At 70.7% G+C, this 19,952-nt stretch carries 17 protein-coding genes; 3 read left to right on the top strand and 14 right to left on the bottom strand.

Annotated elements, in window-relative coordinates:
* Positions 1-54 precede the first annotated feature (54 nt).
* The 10 genes from aroB to MUN74_RS17320 all read right to left on the bottom strand — a co-directional run bounded on the left by aroB (position 55) and on the right by MUN74_RS17320 (position 11,373).
* A complete protein-coding gene (gene aroB / locus MUN74_RS17365) occupies positions 55-1,140 on the bottom strand; it encodes a 3-dehydroquinate synthase (protein WP_244853865.1) in 1,086 nt (361 codons plus the stop codon).
* On the bottom strand, positions 1,137-1,685 hold the full coding sequence (locus MUN74_RS17360) for a shikimate kinase (protein ID WP_244853864.1): 549 nt from the start codon (positions 1,683-1,685) through the stop codon (positions 1,137-1,139). The genes aroB and MUN74_RS17360 overlap by 4 nt, the downstream gene beginning before the upstream one ends.
* Positions 1,678-2,907, bottom strand: a complete 1,230-nt coding sequence (gene aroC, locus MUN74_RS17355; RefSeq protein WP_244853863.1) for a chorismate synthase — start codon at positions 2,905-2,907, stop codon at positions 1,678-1,680. The genes MUN74_RS17360 and aroC overlap by 8 nt, the downstream gene beginning before the upstream one ends.
* A 21-nt stretch (positions 2,908-2,928) precedes the next feature.
* Positions 2,929-3,783, bottom strand: coding sequence for a shikimate dehydrogenase (locus MUN74_RS17350; protein ID WP_244853862.1), 855 nt, complete (start codon positions 3,781-3,783; stop codon positions 2,929-2,931).
* A complete protein-coding gene (mltG, locus tag MUN74_RS17345) occupies positions 3,776-5,263 on the bottom strand; it encodes an endolytic transglycosylase MltG (protein WP_244853861.1) in 1,488 nt (495 codons plus the stop codon). Before mltG ends, MUN74_RS17350 begins: the two co-directional genes overlap by 8 nt.
* Before the next feature lie 248 nt (positions 5,264-5,511).
* Positions 5,512-5,988: a Holliday junction resolvase RuvX gene (gene ruvX / locus MUN74_RS17340; protein ID WP_244853860.1), complete on the bottom strand. Its 477-nt coding sequence runs from the start codon at positions 5,986-5,988 to the stop codon at positions 5,512-5,514.
* A gap of 7 nt (positions 5,989-5,995) precedes the next feature.
* Positions 5,996-8,653, bottom strand: coding sequence for an alanine--tRNA ligase (gene alaS, locus MUN74_RS17335; protein ID WP_244853859.1), 2,658 nt, complete (start codon positions 8,651-8,653; stop codon positions 5,996-5,998).
* Between the two features lie 59 nt (positions 8,654-8,712).
* A complete protein-coding gene (locus tag MUN74_RS17330; RefSeq protein ID WP_244853858.1) occupies positions 8,713-8,913 on the bottom strand; it encodes a hypothetical protein in 201 nt (66 codons plus the stop codon).
* Positions 8,914-9,084: 171 nt separating this feature from the next.
* Positions 9,085-9,708: a 30S ribosomal protein S4 gene (rpsD, locus tag MUN74_RS17325; RefSeq protein WP_244853857.1), complete on the bottom strand. Its 624-nt coding sequence runs from the start codon at positions 9,706-9,708 to the stop codon at positions 9,085-9,087.
* A gap of 234 nt (positions 9,709-9,942) precedes the next feature.
* Positions 9,943-11,373 carry a replication-associated recombination protein A gene (locus MUN74_RS17320; protein ID WP_244853856.1) on the bottom strand — a complete coding sequence of 477 codons (1,431 nt, stop codon included), beginning with the start codon at positions 11,371-11,373 and terminating at the stop codon, positions 9,943-9,945.
* Positions 11,374-11,530: 157 nt separating this feature from the next.
* Here MUN74_RS17320 and MUN74_RS17315 point away from each other — a divergent pair, with 157 nt between their 5' ends.
* The 3 genes from MUN74_RS17315 to MUN74_RS17305 all read left to right on the top strand — a co-directional run bounded on the left by MUN74_RS17315 (position 11,531) and on the right by MUN74_RS17305 (position 14,348).
* On the top strand, positions 11,531-12,310 hold the full coding sequence (locus tag MUN74_RS17315; RefSeq protein WP_244853855.1) for a peptidylprolyl isomerase: 780 nt from the start codon (positions 11,531-11,533) through the stop codon (positions 12,308-12,310).
* Between the two features lie 89 nt (positions 12,311-12,399).
* Positions 12,400-13,632 (top strand): DUF349 domain-containing protein, encoded by a 1,233-nt coding sequence (locus MUN74_RS17310; RefSeq protein ID WP_244853854.1) that lies wholly within the window; start codon positions 12,400-12,402, stop codon positions 13,630-13,632.
* Between the two features lie 95 nt (positions 13,633-13,727).
* Entirely contained in the window at positions 13,728-14,348 is a 621-nt protein-coding gene (locus MUN74_RS17305; RefSeq protein ID WP_244853853.1) for a hypothetical protein, read from the top strand.
* On the opposite strand, the gene MUN74_RS17300 is transcribed toward MUN74_RS17305, so the two are convergent.
* The 4 genes from MUN74_RS17300 to yajC form a co-directional block, all read right to left on the bottom strand.
* Entirely contained in the window at positions 14,335-16,587 is a 2,253-nt protein-coding gene (locus MUN74_RS17300; RefSeq protein WP_244853852.1) for a RelA/SpoT family protein, read from the bottom strand. The genes MUN74_RS17305 and MUN74_RS17300 overlap by 14 nt on opposite strands.
* Positions 16,588-16,663: 76 nt before the next feature.
* A complete protein-coding gene (gene secF, locus MUN74_RS17295) occupies positions 16,664-17,686 on the bottom strand; it encodes a protein translocase subunit SecF (protein ID WP_244853851.1) in 1,023 nt (340 codons plus the stop codon).
* Complete coding sequence (secD, locus tag MUN74_RS17290; protein ID WP_244856488.1) at positions 17,686-19,308, bottom strand: protein translocase subunit SecD; 1,623 nt, start codon at positions 19,306-19,308, stop codon at positions 17,686-17,688. The genes secF and secD overlap by 1 nt, the downstream gene beginning before the upstream one ends.
* Before the next feature lie 192 nt (positions 19,309-19,500).
* On the bottom strand, positions 19,501-19,914 hold the full coding sequence (gene yajC, locus MUN74_RS17285) for a preprotein translocase subunit YajC (RefSeq protein WP_244853850.1): 414 nt from the start codon (positions 19,912-19,914) through the stop codon (positions 19,501-19,503).
* Positions 19,915-19,952: the final 38 nt, after the last annotated feature.

Raw genomic sequence — 19,952 nt, 5'->3', positions numbered from 1 at the left:
CACCGGGCGACGGGGCGCCGCATCACACGATCGACGTGAATCGCGGCGGAACGGTCAGCTCGCGATCTCCTGGTACGCCGCGAAGAGCAGCGACTGGTCTGGGGCGAGCATGACCGTGGGCTTCGCGAGGTCGTCGAGCACGATGAACCGCAGCTGGCCCGCCCGCGACTTCTTGTCGCGCTGCATCGTGGCGAGCAGCGTGTTCCAGCGCCCGGCCGGGTAGCTCGTGGGCAGGCTCAGCAGGTCGAGCACGCGCTTGTGCCGGTCGGCGACGTCGTCGGACAACCGACCGCTCAACCGGCCGAGCTCTGCGGCGAAGGCGAGGCCGACCGCGACGGCCGCACCGTGGCGCCACTGGTAGCGCTCGGCGTGCTCGACGGCGTGGCCGAGCGTGTGGCCGTAGTTGAGGATCTCGCGGAGGCCCTGCTCCGTGAAGTCCTCGGAGACGACGTCGGCCTTCATCTGGATCGACAGTTCGACGACGCGGCGGAACTCGGGCGTCGACGGATCGGTGGCCCGATCGGGGTCGGCCTCGATCGTGTCGAGGATCTCGGGGTAGCGGATGAAGCCCGCCTTCACGATCTCGGCGAAGCCCGCGAGGATCTCGTTCTTCGGCAGGGTCTCGAGCAGGTCGAGATCGCAGATGACCTCGGCCGGCGCGTGGAACACCCCGACGAGGTTCTTGCCCTCGTTCGTGTTGATGCCCGTCTTGCCGCCGACCGCTGCGTCGACCATGCCGAGCACGGTCGTCGGCACCTGCACCACGCGCACGCCGCGCAGCCAGGTCGCCGCGACGAAGCCCGCGAGGTCGGTGATCGCTCCCCCGCCGAACCCGACGATCGCGTCGCTGCGGGTGAAGTCGGCCTGGCCGAGCACCTGCCAGCAGAACGCCGCGACCTCGATGCGCTTGCCGGCCTCGGCGTCGGGGACCTCGGCGAGCAGCACCTCGAAGCGGTCGGAGAGCGCCTCGCGCAGCTCCGCCGCGCGAGCGCCGAGGGTCGCCGGATGCACCACGAGCACCTTCTTGACCGTCGGGCCGAGGGCGTCGCCGATGCCGGCGATCACTCCCCGTCCGACGATCACGTCGTACCCCTCGTCGCCGCCGACTCGGATCGTCGTGCGGTCGTCGCCTGCGGTCATCGTGCTCCTCCGAAGTCGTCGGTTGCGAAACGTGCGGTGATGTCGTCGACGATCCGCGCGACCGACCGGCGCGACGTGTCGACGGCGAGATCGGCCACCTGTTCGTAGAGGGGTCGACGCGCCTCGAGGATCGCCGCCCAGGCGTCGATGCCGCCCGCCGCGATGAGCGGCCGATTGCCGCCGGCGAGCCGCGGTGCCACGGCCTCGCGCGACACCTGCAGCCACACGACGGGCAGCGTCGCGAGGTCGTCGCGCGTGTCGGGGTGCAGCACCGCGCCGCCCCCGAGCGAGATGACGGCCTCGTCGCGGAGCGCTTCGGCCACGACCTCGCGCTCGACGATGCGGAAGTACTCCTCGCCCTCGCGATCGAAGATCTCCTCGATCGGGCCGTAGCGTTCGGCGATGCGCGCATCGGTGTCGACGAACGGCGCTCCCGCGTCGTTCGCGAGGCGCTGGCCGACGCGCGACTTGCCCGAGCCCATCGGACCGACGAGCACGATGGGCAGTGCGAGCCGCCCGTGCTCCGACGGCCGGGCCTCAGACACGAGCGGGGTCGGACTCGGCGGCCGCGCCCGTCGCTCCCGCGGTGCGGAGCGACTCGGGGATCGCCGCGAGGTAGGACTCGAGGTTGCGACGAGTCTCGGCGACGGAGTCGCCGCCGAACTTCTCGAGCACCGAGTTCGCGAGCACGAGCGCGACCATCGCCTCGGCGACGACCCCCGCCGCGGGCACGGCGCACACGTCGGAGCGCTGGTGGTGCGCCGGGGCCGGCTCGCCGGTGGCGACGTCGATCGTCGGCAGTGCGTGCGGCACCGTCGCGATGGGCTTCATGCCCGCGCGGACCCGCAGCACGGTGCCGGTCGACATCCCGCCCTCGGTGCCGCCCGCGCGGTCGCTCGCGCGTTCGATGCGGCCGTCCGCGAGGTGCAGCTCGTCGTGCGCGGCCGAGCCACGGCGACGGGTCGTCTCGAAGCCGTCGCCGACCTCGACGCCCTTGATCGCCTGGATGCCCATGAGCGCCGCGGCGAGCTGCGCGTCGAGCCTGCGGTCCCAGTGCACGTGCGAGCCGAGCCCCGGCGGCACGCCGTAGGCGAGCACCTCGACGACGCCGCCGAGGGTGTCGCCCGACTTGTGCGCGTCGTCGACCTCGGCGACCATCAGGGCGCTCGTGTCGGCGTCGAAGCAGCGCAGCGGATCGGCGTCGACCGCCGCGAGGTCGGCGGGCGTCGGCAGTGCGGCGTCGTCGGGCACCCGCACGGGGCCGATCGAGAGGGTGTGCGCGATCGTCGTGATGCCGAGCTCCGCGAGGAACGACTTCGCGACCGCGCCGAGCGCGACGCGGGCGGCGGTCTCGCGGGCGCTCGCGCGCTCGAGCACTGGGCGTGCCTCGTCGAAGCCGTACTTCTGCATGCCGACGAGGTCGGCGTGCCCCGGGCGCGGGCGGGTCAGCGGCGCACCGCGACCGCGGCCGAGCTTGGCGGGATCGATGGGCTCGGGGCTCATGACCTCCTGCCACTTCGGCCACTCGGTGTTGCCGACGCGCAGTGCGATGGGGCTGCCGAGGCTGAGCCCGTGCCGCACGCCGCCCGAGATCGCCAGTTCGTCCTGCTCGAACTTCATGCGGGCGCCGCGGCCGTAGCCGAGCTTGCGACGTGCGAGGTCGTCGCGGATCGAGTCGAGCGAGACGGGGGTGCCGGCGGGAAGACCCTCGAGGATCGCGACGAGCTCAGGGCCGTGCGATTCTCCGGCAGTGAGCCAACGGAGCATGCTTTCTATACTTCCACAGCGTCAGCGCACGGATTCGCGCATGACGGCGAGCACGTCATGCTCGCCCGGCAGTTCGGTGAACGGGTCGCCGTGCACGAACACCCGCACCTGCAGCAGCGCCTGGTGCAGGAGCATGCCGAGTCCGTGCACGACGCGGCCGGAGCCGGCCAGCCAGGCCGCGCCGAGCGGGCTCGGCCACGGGTCGTAGGCGACGTCGAGCAGCGCGGCCCCCGCCACGAGCGCCGCGGCCGGCGCGACACCGAGGTCGGTGCCGCCGGGCACCGTCGCGATCACGAGCTCCCCGTCGCCCTCGCCGAGCTCGCCGAGCGCTGCCAGCGGGAGTTCGTCGACGGCGACGCCCGCGTTCCGGCCGAGCACGCCGAGCGGATCGGCGGACCCCGGCCGGCGGACGAGCACGCGCACCTCGCGCGCACCGAGCTCGGCCATCGCGACGAGCGCCGATGCCGCAGTCGCCCCGGCGCCGATGAGGATGCCGCGATCGATCGACCGCACACCGGACTCGCCGAGCGTCCGCACGATGCCGCCGACGTCGGTGTTGAAGCCGCGTCGACGCCCGCCGTCGAACACCACGGTGTTCGCGGCTCCCGTGAGCGTCGCGAGTTCATCGACCTCGTCGAGCAGCGGCAGCACGTCCTGCTTGAGCGGCATCGTCAGCGAGAGACCTCGCCACGAGGCATCCCGCTCGTCGACGAAGGCCGCCAGGCGGTCGCCCGTCATCTCGATCGCCGAGTACTCCCAATCGAGACCGAGACGCGCGTACGCCGCCCGGTGCAGCGCCGGGCTCTTCGAGTGCGCGACCGGCGACCCGAGCACCGCGAGACGGGAACCGGGCCGCGCGGGCAGCGGCTCATCCATACTCGGGGTGCTCCTCCATCCAGGCGAGCCACTTCGCGACCGCGGCGTCGTGCTCCTCCGCGGTGGAGGAGAAGATCGTCTCCCCCGTGTCGAGGTTCCAGGTGACGAAGTAGAGCCACGGCCCGTCGGCCGGGTGCAGCGCGGCGTCGATCGCGAGGTCGCCCGGGTTCGAGATCGGGCCGACCGGCAGGCCGGGATGCACGTAGGTGTTGTACGGGTTCGACGCGTCCTCGCGCTCGGCATCGGTCGTCGTGACGAGGTGCGTGTTGCCCGTGCCGTAGGCCACGGTCGCGTCGGACTGCAGCAGCCCGCTCTCCCACTTGGCCGGGTCGAGCCGGTTGAGGAACACGCGCGAGACCTTGTAGTAGTCGTCCTTGAGCCCCGCCTCGCGCTGCACGAGGGCGGCGAGCACGATCGTCTTCCACCGGTCGGCCGGGGCGACGCCCGCCTCGTCGAGCGCCTGGAACTGCCGGTCGACGAGCGTCTGCAGCACGCCGCGCGCATCGAGGTCGGGGTCGAGCGTGTACGTCGCCGGGAACAGGAAGCCCTCGAGGCTCTTCGCCTCGGCCGGCAGCCCGTACGACTGGGGAGACTCGGCCGCCGCGGCCTGCAGCTCCTCGAGCGGGAGGCCGGTGCCTTCGGCGATGAGCGGCAGCGCGTCGACGGTCGCCGTGCCCTCGGGGATGACGAACGTGTTCTCGAGCTTGTTCGCCGGGTCTTCGAGGGCGTCGAGCGCGGCCTGGGCGCTCATCTTCTCGGCGAGCCGGTAGGCGCCCGGGTAGAAGATCGGCGACGGGTCGGCGTCGGCCACCGCTTCGAGGAACGCGTCCTCGCTCGCGACGACCTTCTCGGCCACCAGGTTCGTCGCGATCGACGACCCCGTGTCGCCCTCGTGGATCATGAAGACGACCTCGCCCGTGCCCGTGCCGTCGTAGTCGGCGGCGGGCTGGAACCGCTCGATCACGGCATTGATCGGCCCCTGCAGGAAGACGTAGGCACCGACGCCGAGAGCCGCGACGACGAGCAGGCCGATGAGGCAGCCCCATCCTCCGCGCCGCCGCGGCTTGTCATGCTCGTCGTGGTCGTGATGGTCGACGGATGCCGCGGCCCGGCGCTCGGCACGGGACGGCTTGCGCCGTGGCGGCTCGGGGTCGTCTCCGCGTTCCGACCCGCCGAGCAGCGCGGCGAACGCAGAGGCCGGCGCGTCGGGGTGGAGGGGCGTCGGGCCGGCGTCGGGGGCGGTGGGCGCGGCGGGAGCGGGCGTCGGCGCGACCGCCGGCGCACCCACGGGTGCGACCGACGGCACCGGGGCGGCGGCAGCCGCCGCTGCGGAGACCGGTGCCGCGAACTGCTCGTTCGGCGTGAGGGTCTCAGCGGTCGGGGTCGGGACCGACGTCGTCGCGCTCGTCGTCGCCGGGGTCGCCGCCGCTTCGGCCGCGGCCCGACGCTGCTCGGCCTCGCGCGCCTCCCGGCGTGTCATCGGGCGCCCCTCGCCGGCGACTGCTGCCGCCGCCGACGGAGAAGCAGCGGGTTCGACCGGTGCGGCGGGAGCGGCCGGCTCGTGCGAGGCCGGTGTTCCGGAGGACGAGTGGGACTGGCCCGCCTGCGGCATCGGCATGACCGGCGACGGCCGCGTCGTCGCGGGCTGTTGACCGTCGAGCATGGCCTGCCAGTCGCGCATGAGCGCGTCGGCGTCGGATTGCTCTGGGGGGAGCTGGGTCACAGGGGTCAGGGCCCTTCATCGGTGTCGAGGGTGCGACCGGGCGCGTGCCCGGAGGCCCGCTCGGCATCGATCGCGTGTTGCAGAATGATAACGGCTGCGACTTGGTCGACGATGGGACGCTGCTGCTTCGCCTTCTTGCCGCTCGCCCGGAGCGCCTGCTGGGCGCTCACCGTCGACAACCGCTCGTCGACGAGCCGAACGGGTCGGTCGGGACTCGCGGTCGCGAGTCGCGCCGCGAACGCCACGGCGTCGTCGGTCGAGGGCGTGGGCTGCCCCGAGAGGGACAGCGGGTTGCCGACGACGAGCTCGATCGCCTCGAACTCCTCGGCGATCGCGAGGATCCGCCGCACGTCGGCGTCATCGCCCTCGACCGCTCGCGGCACGGTCTCGACGGGCACCGCGAGCAGTGCCCCGCCGTCGCAGCGCGCGACGCCGATCCGCGCCCGGCCGACGTCGATGCCGAGCCTCGCCCCTGCGCGCATCGGTCGACTACCCGCCGAGTCCGCGACGCACGGCCTCGAGGGCCGCCGGGATCGCCGCGAGGTCGCTGCCGCCGCCCTGCGCGAGGTCGGGCTTGCCGCCGCCGCCACCGCCGAGGGCGGCCGCGGCCGCCTTCGCGAGGGCACCGGCGTTCGCACCGCGTTCTCGCGCGCCGGGCGTCGTCGCGACGATCGTCAGCGGCTTGCCGCCGACCTCGCCCGCGAGCGCCACGACCGCGTCGACGTCGCCGAGCTTGGCACGCACCGAGAGCGCGAGCGAACGCAGTTCGTCGCCCGACCCGAGCTCGCCCGCCGCCTCGGCCACGAGCAGGACGTCGCCGACCCGCACGGCCTTCGCCGCGAGCGCCGGGACCCGGTCGCCGAGTGCCTTGGCCTCGAACGCCTGGATGCGCTTCTCGGCCGCCTTGAGGTTCGTGACGAGTTCGCCGACCCGGTCGACGAGCTGCTCGGGCCGCGTCTTCAGCGTCGAGGTGAGCTCGTTGACGAGCGCACGCTCGGCGGCGAAGCGTCGGAACGCCTCGAGGCCGACGAGCGACTCGACGCGACGGTTCGACGCACCGACCGACGACTCGCCGACGATGTTGATCATGCCGATCTCGGAGCTCGTGGAGACGTGCGTGCCGGCGCAGAGCTCGCGCGACCAGGGGCCGCCGATGTCGACGACGCGCACGACGTCGCCGTACTTCTCGCCGAACAGCGCCATCGCGCCGAGCGCCTTCGCCTCGTCGAGGGGCAGTTCGCGGGTGACGACCTGCAGGTTGTCGCGGATGGCCGAGTTCGAGATCTCCTCGATCTCGCTGCGGGTCTCGGGTGAGAGCGCCGAGTTCCAGCCGTAGTCGAGACGCAGGTAGCCGGCCTTGTTGAACGAGCCCGACTGGTGCGCGTTCGGGCCGAGCACCTGGCGCAACGCCGCGTGCACGATGTGCGTGCCCGAGTGCGCCTGCGTCGCCCCGCGGCGGTAGTCCTCGTCGACGAGGCTCGTCGCATGCTCGCCCACGCCGACCTCGCCCGAGGTGACCTTGACGGTGTGGCTGATGAGGCCCTTGACGGGCTTCTGCACGTCGAGCACCTCGAGCTCGAAGCCGTCGCCGACGATGCGCCCCTGATCGGGTGCCTGGCCGCCGGACTCGGCGTAGAGCGCGGTCTCGGCGAGGATCACCTCGGCGGTCTGCCCGGCGACGGCGCGCTGGGCGGGGCGGCCGTCGACGAGGATGCCGAGCACGTTCGACTCGGTCGCGAGCTCGGTGTAGCCCGTGAAGACGGTCTCGCCCTTCGCCCGGAAGTCGGCGTACACCGAGAGGTCGGCGAGCACCTTCTTCTTCGACTTGGCATCGGCCTTCGCTCGGGTGCGCTGCGCCGTCATGAGCTCGTCGAACGCTCCGCGGTCGACCGCGAGACCCGCTTCGTCGGCCATCTCGAGCGTGAGCTCGATCGGGAAGCCGTAGGTGTCGTGCAGCAGGAACGCCGTGTCGCCGGCGAGCTGCGACCGACCCGCATCCTTGGTCTTCTCGACGGCGAGGTCGAGGATCGAGGTGCCCGCCGCGAGGGTGCGGAGGAACGTCTCCTCCTCGCCGAGGGCGAGTTGCTCGATGTGCGCGTAGTCGCGCGCGACCTCGGGATAGGCCGACTTCATGGCGTCGCGCGACGCCGCGAACAGCTCGCGGAAGGTCGGGCCCTCGACGCCCAGGAGGCGCATGGCCCGGATGCTGCGGCGGAGGAGCCGGCGGAGGATGTACCCGCGGCCCTCGTTGGACGGGCTGACGCCGTCGCTCATGAGCATGAGCGCCGAGCGGATGTGGTCGGCGATGACGCGCATGCGCACGTCGTCCTCATGGTCGGCGCCGTAGCGACGACCCGAGAGCTCGGACGCCTTGTCGAGCACCGGCCGCACCTGGTCGATCTCGTACATGTTGTCGACGCCCTGCTTGATGAACGCGACGCGCTCGAGGCCCATGCCGGTGTCGATGTTCTTCTTCGGCAGCTCCTTCACGATGCGGAAGTCGGTCTTCGACACCACGTCGTCGATGAGGTACTGCATGAACACGAGGTTCCAGATCTCGACGTAGCGGTCGTCGTCGGTCGCCGGCCCGCCGTCGATGCCGTACGCGGGACCCCGGTCGAAGAAGATCTCGGAGCACGGACCCGCCGGACCGGGCTGCCCGGTGTGCCAGTAGTTCGTGTCCTTGCCGAGCCGCTGGATGCGCTCGTCGGGCAGGCCGGCGACGCGCTTCCAGATCTCGATCGCCTCGTCGTCGTCCTCGTAGACGGTGACCCAGAGGTCGTTCGGGTCGAAACCGTAGCCGCCGCCGGACTCGGGCGTGGTCAGGAGCTCCCACGCCATCGAGATGGCGCCCTCCTTGAAGTAGTCGCCGAACGAGAAGTTGCCGTTCATCTGGAAGAACGTGCCGTGGCGCGGCGTCTTGCCGACCTCTTCGATGTCGTTGGTGCGGATGCACTTCTGCACGCTCGTCGCGCGCGGGTACGGCGCGGGCACGATTCCGGTGAGGTACGGCACGAACGGCACCATGCCGGCGACCGTGAAGAGCAGCGTCGGGTCGTCGGAGACGAGCGAGGCCGAGGGCACCACGGTGTGGCCGCGCTCGGCGAAGAAGTCCAGCCAGCGCTGGCGGATGTCGGCAGTCTGCATGGTTCCGTTCTGGGGTCGAGCCCGGCGCGGCCGGGCCGGAATGCGGTTCTGGGTGGGAGTCAGCGATCGCCGGCGGAGCCGGCCTCGGCACGCAGCTCGGCGTCGCGCGCGTGGTAGCCCTCGGCGATCGCGTGGCCGAACGCGCGGGCCTTGGCGTCGATCGACTCGAAGAAGTCTCGCCCCTGCTTGGTCTGGTTGACCTGGTGCGCGACGACGAATCCGGCCGCGACGCCGACGGTGAACCACAGAATGCTCTTCACGGGTGCTCCCTGTTCGATCTCTCGCCGGCGCCTCGGGGCGCTCGGCACGCCTCCGACCAGTCTAGTGGCGCAGCACCGGCGCCCGTCCGGTGGCGGAGGCGCATGCCGTCGACCGCAGACGCGAACAGGGGCCGCGGGAAACCCCGCGACCCCTGTTCGGTGCAGTCTGCGTCAGCGAGCCGCGTAGTACTCGACGACGAGCTGGACGTCACAGGTCACGGGGACCTCGGCGCGCTTCGGGCGACGGACGAGCTTGGCCTGGAGCTTGTCGAGCTCGACCTCGAGGTAGCCCGGGACCTTGGGCAGCACGTCGGCGTGACCGCCGGCGGCGGCGACCTGGAACGGCTCGGTGCCCTCGCTGCGGGTCTTCACGTGCACGAGCTGGCCCGGCTTCACGCGGAACGAGGGGCGGTCGACGAGCTGGCCGTCGACGAGGATGTGGCGGTGCACCACGAACTGGCGGGCCTGCGAGATCGTGCGGGCGAAGCCGGCACGCAGCACGAGAGCGTCGAGACGCATCTCGAGCAGCTCGACCAGGTTCTCACCGGTCTGGCCGTCGATGCGCTTGGCCTCGTTGTAGGCGATGCGGAGCTGCTTCTCGCGGATGCCGTACTGGGCGCGCAGACGCTGCTTCTCGCGCAGACGCACGGCGTAGTCGCTGTCGGCCTTGCGCTTGGTGCGGCCGTGCTCACCAGGAGCGTAGGGGCGCTTCTCCATGTAGCGGGCGGCCTTCGGGGTGAGGGCGACGCCGAGCGCACGGGAGAGGCGGGTCTTGCTGCGGGAACGGTTCGACACGAATGTCCTTTCGGAAGAATCTCAAGTGAAACCCGCGGCGCGCTGATGCACCGCAGGTCTGTGTCAGAGGGATTCGCCAGGGGCCGATCGGCTACAGATCGCACCCACTCGCCGGTGATCCTCTCGCAGCCGCGCTCGAGGATCTGGCTTCAGGCCAGCGTCAATGGTATCACGGCGCCGTCGGCCAGCCGTGCCGCCCGCCGAGCCGGCGTCCGCCGAGCGGCGCCCGCCGAGTCATCGACCCCCGCGCACGATGCGCCGGAGCTTCGCGAGCCTGGCCGACACCTCGCGCTCGTTGCCGTGCTCGGTCGGCTCGTAGTAGACCGCCCCGCGCAACGTGTCGGGCAGGTACTCCTGGGCCACCACGCCGATCGCGTCGTCGTGCGGATACCGGTAGCCTTTGCCATGTCCGAGCCGCTTCGCCCCCGGGTAGTGGGCGTCGCGCAGGTGCTTCGGCACGCGCCCCGCCTTGCCGGCGCGCACATCGGCGATCGCCTTGTCGATGCCGAGGTAGGCGGCGTTCGACTTGGGCGCCGTCGCGAGATGCACGACCGCCTGCGCGAGCGGGATGCGCCCCTCGGGCATGCCGATGAACTGCACCGCGTCGGCCGCCGCGACCGCGACGCCGAGCGCCTGCGGGTCGGCGAGCCCGATGTCCTCGGAGGCGAGCACGATGATGCGCCGGGCGATGAACCTCGGGTCCTCTCCGGCCTCGATCATTCGCGCGAGATAGTGCAGTGCCGCGTCGACGTCGCTGCCGCGCACCGACTTGATGAAGGCGCTGATGACGTCGTAGTGCTCGTCGCCGTTGCGGTCGTACCGCAGGAGAGCCCGGTCGACCGCCCGTGCCACGACGTCGGCGGTGATGACCGGCAACCGGGATGCCTCGGCGTCGGCGTCGTCCGCATCGGCATCGTCGACCCCATCGGCATCGGTATCGGTATCGGCATCGCCGGCATCGCTCGCTTCGGGTGCGGCCGCCGCCTCGGCGGCTGCGGAGATCGCCGAGGCCTCGAGCGCGGTGAGCGCACGGCGTGCGTCGCCTGACGCGAGCCTGACGATCGCCGAACGCGCCTCGGCGTCGAGCACGACCTTGCCGGCGAGCCCGCGCGGGTCGGCGACCGCGCGGTCGACGAGCACGCCGAGGTCGTCGTCGCTCAGGAGCTCGAGCGTCAGCAGCAGCGAGCGCGAGAGCAGCGGCGAGATGACCGAGAACGAGGGATTCTCGGTCGTCGCCGCGACGAGGATGACCCAGCCGTTCTCGACACCCGGCAGCAGCGCGTCCTGCTGCGCCTTCGTGAATCGGTGGATCTCGTCGAGGAAGAGCACGGTCGAGATGCCGTAGAGGTCTCGGCTCGCCTGCGCCTCCTCCATCACCTGGCGCACGTCTCGGACGCCCGCGGTGACGGCCGAGAGTTCGACGAACTTGCGCCCCGACGACCGCGCGATCGCCTGGGCGAGCGTCGTCTTGCCCGTACCGGGCGGCCCCCAGAGGATCACGGACACCGAACCAGACTCCCCCGTGCGGTCGCCCGCGAGCGCGACGAGCGGAGAACCGGGGGTCAGCAGGTGCCGCTGCCCGGCCACCTCGTCGAGGCTGGTCGGGCGCATGCGCACTGCGAGCGGGGTCGCGCCCGTGCGCAGCCCCGGGCCGGATTCCACCATACGATCAAGCGTAGTCGCGGCATCCGACACCCCCTTCTGCGCCGACGGGCAGCGCGGCGATTGGTGCGCGCCCGGGGGCTCAAGTACAGTCGGCTCGCAGCAGCAGTGCTCACCGGCAGGCGCAGGCCCGACGGGAGCGGCCCGAGAAGGAGCAGGCGTGGCATCGAACGACCGTCAGGCACGCGAGGAACGCGCGCGCCTCCGCACGTACCAGGCCCGGCAGGAGGTCCACGCCGGCAAGCAGCGCCGCCGCACGCGCGACAACGTCATCGCGGGCATCGCGCTCGTCGTCGTGCTCGCCCTCGCGGTCGGCGCGCAGCTCCTCTTCTTCAACGGCGGTCCCGGCAGCCCCGAGCCCGAGGCGTCCGCGACGCCCACGCCCACGGCTGCGGCCGGGGAGAACCAGGGCGACGTTCCCTCGGCCGACCTCGCCGAGGACCGCACGTGGACGGGCACGCTCACACTCAACGACATCCCGCTCGGCGTGGAGCTCGACGGCGCCGCCGCACCGCAGGCGGTCTCGAGCGAGATCAGCCTCGCCCAGGCCGGCTTCTACGACGGCGTCAGCTGCCACCGCCTCACCGATGAGGGCATCTGGGTGCTCCAGTGCGGCGACCCGAACGGCGACGGCTCCGGCGGACCCGGCTACAGCTACGGACCGATCGAGAACGCGCCCGCCGACGGCGTCTACCCCGCGGGCACGATCGCGATGGCGCGGCAGTCGGGCGACGCCTACAGCCAGGGCAGCCAGTTCTTCATCGTGTACGAGGACTCCCCCATTCCGGCCGACGCGGCCGGCGGGTACACCGTCATCGGCCAGGTCACGAGCGGTCTCGACGAATTGCGCGCGGGCGTCATCGACGCCGGCCCCGTCGACGGCACGACCGACCCGTCACCGAAGGTGCCGACGACCATCACCTCGTTCACCGTCGAGTGAGCGGGACCCGCCTCCGGGCGGTGCAATAGGCTTGAGAGCACATCGCCGCCGATGGGCGGCATCCGACCTACAACACACAGGGTGAGGCCGTGACCGAATCAGATCAGCAACCGTGGGGCCGCGTCGACGAGACGGGCACCGTCTTCGTCCGCACGAGCGACGGCGAGCGTGAGGTCGGCCAGTACCCCGATGCCACCGCCGAGGAGGCGCTCGCCTACTTCGAGCGCAAGTACGCCGATCTCGCCGGCCAGGTGACCCTGCTCGAGCAACGCGTCCGCCGCGGCGCACCCGCCGCCGACGTCGCGAAGGCCGTCGCCGCGCTCCGCGAGTCGGTCGCGGGCGCGCACGCCGTCGGCGACCTCGACTCGCTCTCCCGCCGGCTCGAGGCGCTCTCGGGCACCGCGAAGGAGCTCACCGAGCAGCAGCAGGCCGAGGCGAAGGCGGCGCTCGGCGAGGCGATCGCCGAGCGCACCCGCATCGTCGAGCAGGCCGAGAAGCTCGCCGCGCAGGACCCGGCGAAGACCCAGTGGAAGCAGACGTCGGCCGAGCTCGACGCGCTCTTCGCCAACTGGCAGCGTCACCAGCAGGAGGGCCCGCGACTGCCCAAGGGCGAGGCGAACGACCTGTGGAAGCGGTTCCGCGCCGCGCGCTCGACGATCGAGCAGCACCGCAAGGCGTTCTTCGCCGAACTGGATGCGACGCACCGCGACGTCCGCACGCGCAAGCAGCGGCTCATCGAGCGGGCCGAGGCCCTCGCACCGCGCGGCGCCGACGCCGTCGGCGACTACCGCAACCTTCTCGACGAGTGGAAGCAGGCGGGCCGCGCCGGCAAGAAGCTCGACGACCAGCTGTGGGCGCGCTTCAAGGCCGCCGGCGACGTGCTGTTCGACGCCAAGGCCGAGATCGACGCGAAGGAGGACGAGGCGTACCGTGCGAACCTCGACCAGAAGCTCGCGCTGCTCACCGAGGCCGAGGTGCTCCTGAAGGAGACCGACCCGAAGCCCGCCCGTCAGGCGCTCAACCGCATCCAGCGGCAGTGGGACGAGATCGGCCGGGTCCCCCGCGACCAGGTCCGTCCGATCGAAGACCGCCTGCGCAAGGTCGAGAACCACGTGCGCTCCCTCGAGGACGAGCGCTGGCAGCGCGAGGACCCCGAGAAGAAGGCGCGCTCCGAGGGCATGCTCGGCCAGCTGCAGGACGCGATCGAGAAGCTCGAGGCGGAGCTCGCCGCCGCAGAGGCCTCGGGCGACCAGAAGGCCGCCGCGGAAGCCCGTGAGGCGCTCGACGCACGCAAGGCGTGGCTCAAGGCCGTCGGCGGCTGACTCCACTCGTCCGCGACATCCCACCGCGATCGGCCGTTCTCCACAGAACGGCCGATCCGCTGTTTCGGGGCGATCCGATGCCGCAGCATTGGGACATGTCCAGGCTCCCCTCGGTACTCGGCACCGACGATCTCACGCTGGCAGAGCTCTGCGCCGCGCGCATCGACGGCGAGCTGTTCCGCATCGACGACGCCTGGGCGCCGATCGACGAACCCGACCTGCCCGGCCTCCGCGCCGCGGTCGTGGCGCGTCGGGCGCCGCGCGCGCTCATCGTCGAGCGGTTGTCGGCGGCCTGGGTGCACGGAGCGATCGACGCTCCCCCGCAGGTCGCGCAGTTCTGCGTGCCGCACCGCGCGAGGGTCGCGGTCGTGACCGCGCACGCCGCGGTCGTGCGCGAGGTGACGATCACCGACGACGAACTCGTCTCCTTCGACGGTGTCGTCTGCACCGACCGGTTGCGCACCGCATTCGACCTGCTTCGCGACCCGTCGCTCGACGACGACGCGGTCGAACCCGTCGTCGCCCGCATGATCTCGGCGGACGACGAACTCGTGCCGCGCCTGCACGAGCGCCTCGCTGGCGCCAACCGGCTGCCGCATCGAAGCCTCGCGCTCGGTCGACTCGGCCGCGCGGAGACGGCCGTGCGGGTCGAAGCGACCGTTCGCGCGGAGTGCGAGCAGCGATCGTCGGCCGCGGCCGGGTTCAGCCGTCGCTGACGCGGTAGACGTCGTAGACGGCGTCGATGCGGCGAACCGCGTTGAGCACACGGTCGAGATGCGTCGTGTCGCCCATCTCGAAGACGAAACGGCTGAGGGCGAGGCGATCGGTCGAGGTCGACACGTTGGCCGACAGGATGTTGACGTGGTGCTCGGACAGCACCCGCGTGACGTCGGAGAGCAGCCCCGACCGATCGAGCGCCTCGATCTGGATCTGCACGAGGAACACGCTCTTCGAGCTCGGCGCCCACTCGACGTCGATCATGCGCTCGGGCTCCCGCATGAGCGACTGCACGTTGTGGCAGTTCGCCTGATGCACCGAGACGCCGGCCCCGCGGGTGATGAACCCGACGATCTCGTCGCCCGGCACCGGGGTGCAGCAGCGCGCCAGCTTCACGAGGATGTCGGGCGCACCGCGAACGAGGACGCCCGAGTCGGAGTGTCGGGGAAGCGGGCGCGACCGGGTCGGCAGCGGCAGGTCGGGCTCGTCGACGTCGTCGATGTCGCGCACGAGCGAGACGACCTTCTCGAGCACCGACTGCGTCGACACGTGCCCCTCGCCGACCGCGGCGTAGAGCGACGAGACGTCGTCGTAGTGCAGCAGGGCCGCGACCTCGGCGAACGACTCCTGGCTCATGAGCTTCTGCAGCGGCAGGTTCTGCTTGCGCATCGCGCGGGCGATCGCGTCGCGACCCTGCTCGATCGCCTCGTCGCGACGCTCCTTCGTGAACCACTGCCGGATCTTGTTGCGCGCACGGGGACTCTTGACGAAGCCCAGCCAGTCTTTGCTGGGGCCCGAGTCGGGGTTCTTCGAGGTGAACACCTCGACGACGTCGCCGCTCGACAGCTCGCTCTCGAGGGGCACGAGCCGCCCGTTCACCTTCGCGCCCATCGTGCGATGGCCGACCTCGGTGTGCACGGCGTACGCGAAGTCGACCGGGGTCGCCCCGGACGGCAACCCGATGACGCGCCCCTTCGGGGTGAAGACGTACACCTCCTTCGCACCGATCTCGAACCGGAGCGAATCGAGGAACTCCCCCGGGTCGGCCGTCTCGGCCTGCCAGTCGGAGATGTGCGCGAGCCAGGCCATGTCGGTCTCGTTCGCGAGGGCGGGACCCCCGGCAGAACGACCGGTGGTCTGCTCCTTGTACTTCCAGTGGGCGGCGACACCGTACTCGGCCCGCTGGTGCATGTCGTGCGTGCGGATCTGGATCTCGACCGCGCGCCCCTTCGGACCGATCACGGTGGTGTGCAGCGACTGGTAGAGGTTGAACTTCGGCGTCGCGATGTAGTCCTTGAACCGGCCGGGGAGCGGCGTCCACCGGGCGTGGATCGCGCCGAGCACCGCGTAGCAGTCGCGGACCGAGTTGACAAGCACGCGAATGCCCACGAGGTCGTAGATCTCGTCGAAGTCGCGACCCCGAACGATCATCTTCTGGTAGATCGAGTAGTACTGCTTCGGGCGACCCACGACCTTGCCACGGATCTTCGCGGCCTTGAGGTCGTCGTTCACGAGATCGATGACGTTCTGCACGAACTCCTCGCGCTGCGGGGTGCGCTGCTTCACGAGGCTCTCGATCTCGGCGTAGAGCTTTGGGTAGAGCACGGCGAACGACAGGTCCTCGAGCTCCCACTTGATCGCCTGGATGCCGAGACGATGCGCGAGCGGCGCGTAGATCTCGAGGGTCTCGGTCGCCTTCTTCGCTGCCTTCTCGGCGGGCACGAAGCCCCACGTCCTGGCATTGTGCAACCGGTCGGCGAGCTTGATGATGAGCACGCGGATGTCCTTCGACATCGCGACGATCATCTTGCGCACCGTCTCGGCCTGCGTCGAGTCGCCGTACTTGACCTTGTCGAGCTTGGTGACGCCGTCGACGAGCATCGCGATCTCGTCACCGAAGTCGGCGCGAACCTCGTCGAGGGTGTACGCCGTGTCCTCGACGGTGTCGTGCAGCAGGGCGGCAGCGACCGTCTTGGAGCCGATGCCGAGATCGGCGAGGATCTGCGCGACCGCGATCGGGTGCGTGATGTACGGCTCGCCGCTCTTGCGCTTCTGGCCCTCGTGCGCCCGGTCGGCCACCGTGAACGCGCGCTCGATGAGCGCGACGTCGGCTTTCGGGTGGTGCATGCGCACCGTGCGGATCAGCGTATCGACCGCACCCGACGGTTGTGCCTTGGAGAAGATCCGAGGCACGAGTCGGCGCAGCGACGCCGTCGAATTGACCCCGGTCTCCGTCACCCGCGCACCTCCAGAACTCAATTATCACCGCTCCGGAGGCCCCGGCGTGCACGAGAGCGCACGCCGGGGGCGAACGTCAGGCGCTCGGCAGGGCCTCGGCCGTGGTCGTCGACGACGATCCGGCGCGCTCGCGCTCCTTGAGCACCTTGAGGTCGTGGCGCTTGATCTCGGGCTCGCCCTCGCGCAGCAGCGAGTAGAGCGGAGCCGCGAGGAACACCGTCGACCAGGTGCCCACGAGGATGCCGATGAGCAGCGCGAGCGAGATGTCGCGCAGCGTGTCGGCTCCGAGCACGCCCGCACCGATGAAGAGGATCGACGCGACCGGCAGGGCCGCCACGACGCTCGTGTTGATCGAGCGCACGAGGGTCTGGTTGACCGCCAGGTTGACCGACTCGGCGAAGGTGCGCCGCGACTCGTGCCCGTCTTCGGCCGTGTTCTCGCGGATCTTGTCGAAGACGACGACCGTGTCGTAGAGCGAGTAGCTGAGGATCGTGAGGATACCGATCATCGCGGCCGGGCTGATCTCGAAGCCGACCGCCGCGTAGAGACCGGTCGTGATGACGAGGTCGGCCATGAGCGCGAGGATCGCGGCGAGCGACATCTTCCAGGTGCGGAAGTACAGGGCCATGACGAGCGCCGCGAGCAGCACGAACGCGACCAGGCCGACGACGGCCTGACGGGTGACGTCGGCACCCCAGCTCGGGCCGATGAACGAGGACGTCACTTCGGACTCGGGCACGTCGTACGCCTCGGCCAGCGCCGAGGTGACGTCGTGCGACTCGTCCTGCGAGAGCTGATCGGTCTGGACGCGGACGCCGACGTCGCCGACGATGGTCACCTTGGTCGTCGCTTCGGGGACGACCGACGCGACGGCGTCGATCGCGGGCTGTGCGGTCGCGTTCTCGACACCGGAGATCTGGAACTGCGATCCGCCGCGGAACTCGATGCTGAAGTTGACACCGGTCAGCAGCGGGATCACCACCGAGAGCAGCACGATCACGCCGGCGATCGAGAACCACTTCTTGCGGCCGCCGACGAAGTTGAACGAGCGCTTGCCGGTGTAGAGGTCGTTGCCGAAGGTCGTGAGACGGTTCGCCATCAGGACTCCTTCCCCTCGTTCTCGGTATCGCCGGCTCCGACCGCAGCCGCCTTGCGCTCGGCGATCGTCTGGCGCCGCTGCGCCTCCTTCGCGCTCGAGGCGGCCTTCTTGGCGGGCACGGCGGTGGGCTTGCGGAACTCGGCGCGACCGCGGTACACGGCGCCGAGCGCGTTCGGGTCGAGACCCGACCACGGGTTGCCGCTCGAGAAGAACTTCGTCTGCGCGAGCAGCTGCAGCATCGGGTGCGTGAACAGGATCACGATCACGACGTCGATGATGGTCGTGAGACCGAGCGTGTAGGCGAAGCCCTTGACGCTGCCGACCGCGAGGATGAAGAGCACGATCGCCGCGAGCAGGTTGACGCCCTTCGAGGCGAGGATGGTGCGGAAGGCGCGCTTCCACCCGGCCTCGACGGCGCCGACCAAGGGTCTGCCGTCTCGCAACTCGTCTCTCACGCGTTCGAAGTACACGATGAACGAGTCGGCCGTGAAGCCGATCGCGACGATGAGGCCCGCGATGCCGGCGAGCGACAGGCGGTAGCCCTCGCGCCACGACAGGATCGTGATCGTCAGGTACGTGATGAGCGCCGCGATCACGAGCGAGGCGATCGTGACCGTGCCGAGGGCGCGGTACTGGAAGAGCGTGTAGATCACGACGAGGATGAGGCCGATGAGGCCGGCGATCAGGCCCGACTGCAGCTGCGAGGTACCGAGCGTCGCCGAGATCGTGTCGGAGGACTGCACGGTGAAGCTGATCGGCAGCGCGCCGAACTTGAGCTGGTCGGCGAGCGCCTTCGACGACTCCTGCGTGAAGCTGCCCGTGATCTGCGGGCGACCGTCGGTGATCGCACCGTTCATGGCCGGCGCGGTGAGCACCTGGCCGTCGAGCACGAACGCGAACTGGTCGCGCGGCGTCTGCCCGGAGAGGGCGAAGAGGCGGGTGCTGACCTTCGCGAACTCCTCGGTGCCCTTCTCGTCGAACACGATGTTGACGGCCCACTGGCCCGTCGAGGCGCCCGTCTGGGTCGTGACCATGCCGTTGGTGGCGTCGACGATGTTCTCGCCGCTGGCCTCGACCGGGCCGAGCAGGTACTTGGCCGTGCGGCTCACGTCACAGGTGACGAGCGGCTCGTCGGCCGGGGCGACGCTCGCGTCGGTCTCGTCGATCTGCGAGCAGTCGAACGAGTCGAACTCGGCCTGCAGGGCCGGCGTGATCCACGCGGGGTCGCTGCCGTCGGTCGGCACCGCGGTCGGCGTCGACTCGAGGTCCTCCGACGGCGTCTCGGTCGGCGAGGGGCTCTCGGTCGGGTTGATCGCCTGGTTCGTCGCCGCATCGGCGAGCAGCACGGCGCGCAGCTCGAGCTTCGCGGACTGCTCGATGCGGGCGCGCGTCTGGTCGTCGAGCTCACCGGGGATGCGAACGACGATGTTCTGCCCCTCGGTGTTGATCTCGGCCTCGGAGACGCCCGAGGCGTCCACGCGCTGGCGGATGATCGAGACGGCCTGGTCGAGCTGCTCCTGGGAGGCCGTGTCACCGGTCTCGAGCTTCGGCGCGAGGATGATCTGCGTGCCGCCCTCGAGGTCGAGCGCGAGCTTCGGCGTCCACGATCCACCGCCCCACATCACGCCGGCGGCGTTGATGCCGAACAGGAGGGCGATGATGACACCCAGCCAGATGAGTGAACGCCATGCCTTGCGGACGGGCGTCGGCCGGGATGACCGCTTGGATGGTGCAGCCACGTGTTCTGCTTTCTCTGCAGGAGCCCGCGCGACATCGCGCGGGCCCAGCCTCAGGGGTGAATCCGAGTCGCTCGACTACTTCGCGTCGGGCTTCTCGTCGTTGTTCGACTGGTCGGTGCCCGACGCGTCGCTGGTCGTCTCGTCGGTCGCGGCGTCGGAGACCCGCTCGCCGAACTCGGGCTCGCCGTCGAGCGCGGGCGTCTCGTCGACGTCGACCGCGTCCTTCGGCTCGACCACGCGAGCGATCGTCTGGCGGTGCACCGTCAGGATCGTGCCGGGCGAGGTCTCGAGCAGCACCTGGTTCTCGTCTTCGTCGATCGAGAGGATCGTGCCGAACACACCGAAGTTCGTCATCACCTGCGCACCGGGCTGGACCTTCTGCTGCATCTCCTTCGCATCGGCCTGCCGCTTGCGCGAGTTGCGGAACATGAAGAAGATCAGCACCGCCAGGACGGCGAGCATGATGATGGTGATCGGATCGAACGTCATGAGGGTGAGATACCTTCCGGGGTGCGCGTCGCGCACGA

Origin of the sequence: Agromyces sp. H17E-10, from assembly GCF_022919715.1 — a bacterium.
Lineage (GTDB): Bacteria > Actinomycetota > Actinomycetes > Actinomycetales > Microbacteriaceae > Agromyces.
Note: the sequence above shows the minus strand (reverse complement) of the source record. Positions and strands in the feature narration are given on the sequence as shown.

What these genes read in the sequence shown, in the direction of transcription:
- aroB (WP_244853865.1), bottom strand. Translation starts at nt 1,140, where the DNA reads ATGACCGCAGGCGACGACCGCACGACGATCCGAGTCGGCGGCGACGAG.
- mltG (WP_244853861.1), bottom strand. Translation starts at nt 5,263, where the DNA reads ATGACACGCCGGGAGGCGCGCGAGGCCGAGCAGCGTCGGGCCGCGGCC.
- yajC (WP_244853850.1), bottom strand. Translation starts at nt 19,914, where the DNA reads ATGACGTTCGATCCGATCACCATCATCATGCTCGCCGTCCTGGCGGTG.
- ruvX (WP_244853860.1), bottom strand. Translation starts at nt 5,988, where the DNA reads ATGCGCGCAGGGGCGAGGCTCGGCATCGACGTCGGCCGGGCGCGGATC.
- MUN74_RS17350 (WP_244853862.1), bottom strand. Translation starts at nt 3,783, where the DNA reads ATGGATGAGCCGCTGCCCGCGCGGCCCGGTTCCCGTCTCGCGGTGCTC.
- aroC (WP_244853863.1), bottom strand. Translation starts at nt 2,907, where the DNA reads ATGCTCCGTTGGCTCACTGCCGGAGAATCGCACGGCCCTGAGCTCGTC.
- MUN74_RS17305 (WP_244853853.1), top strand. Translation starts at nt 13,728, where the DNA reads ATGTCCAGGCTCCCCTCGGTACTCGGCACCGACGATCTCACGCTGGCA.
- secF (WP_244853851.1), bottom strand. Translation starts at nt 17,686, where the DNA reads ATGGCGAACCGTCTCACGACCTTCGGCAACGACCTCTACACCGGCAAG.
- MUN74_RS17320 (WP_244853856.1), bottom strand. Translation starts at nt 11,373, where the DNA reads ATGGTGGAATCCGGCCCGGGGCTGCGCACGGGCGCGACCCCGCTCGCA.
- alaS (WP_244853859.1), bottom strand. Translation starts at nt 8,653, where the DNA reads ATGCAGACTGCCGACATCCGCCAGCGCTGGCTGGACTTCTTCGCCGAG.
- secD (WP_244856488.1), bottom strand. Translation starts at nt 19,308, where the DNA reads ATGTGGGGCGGTGGATCGTGGACGCCGAAGCTCGCGCTCGACCTCGAG.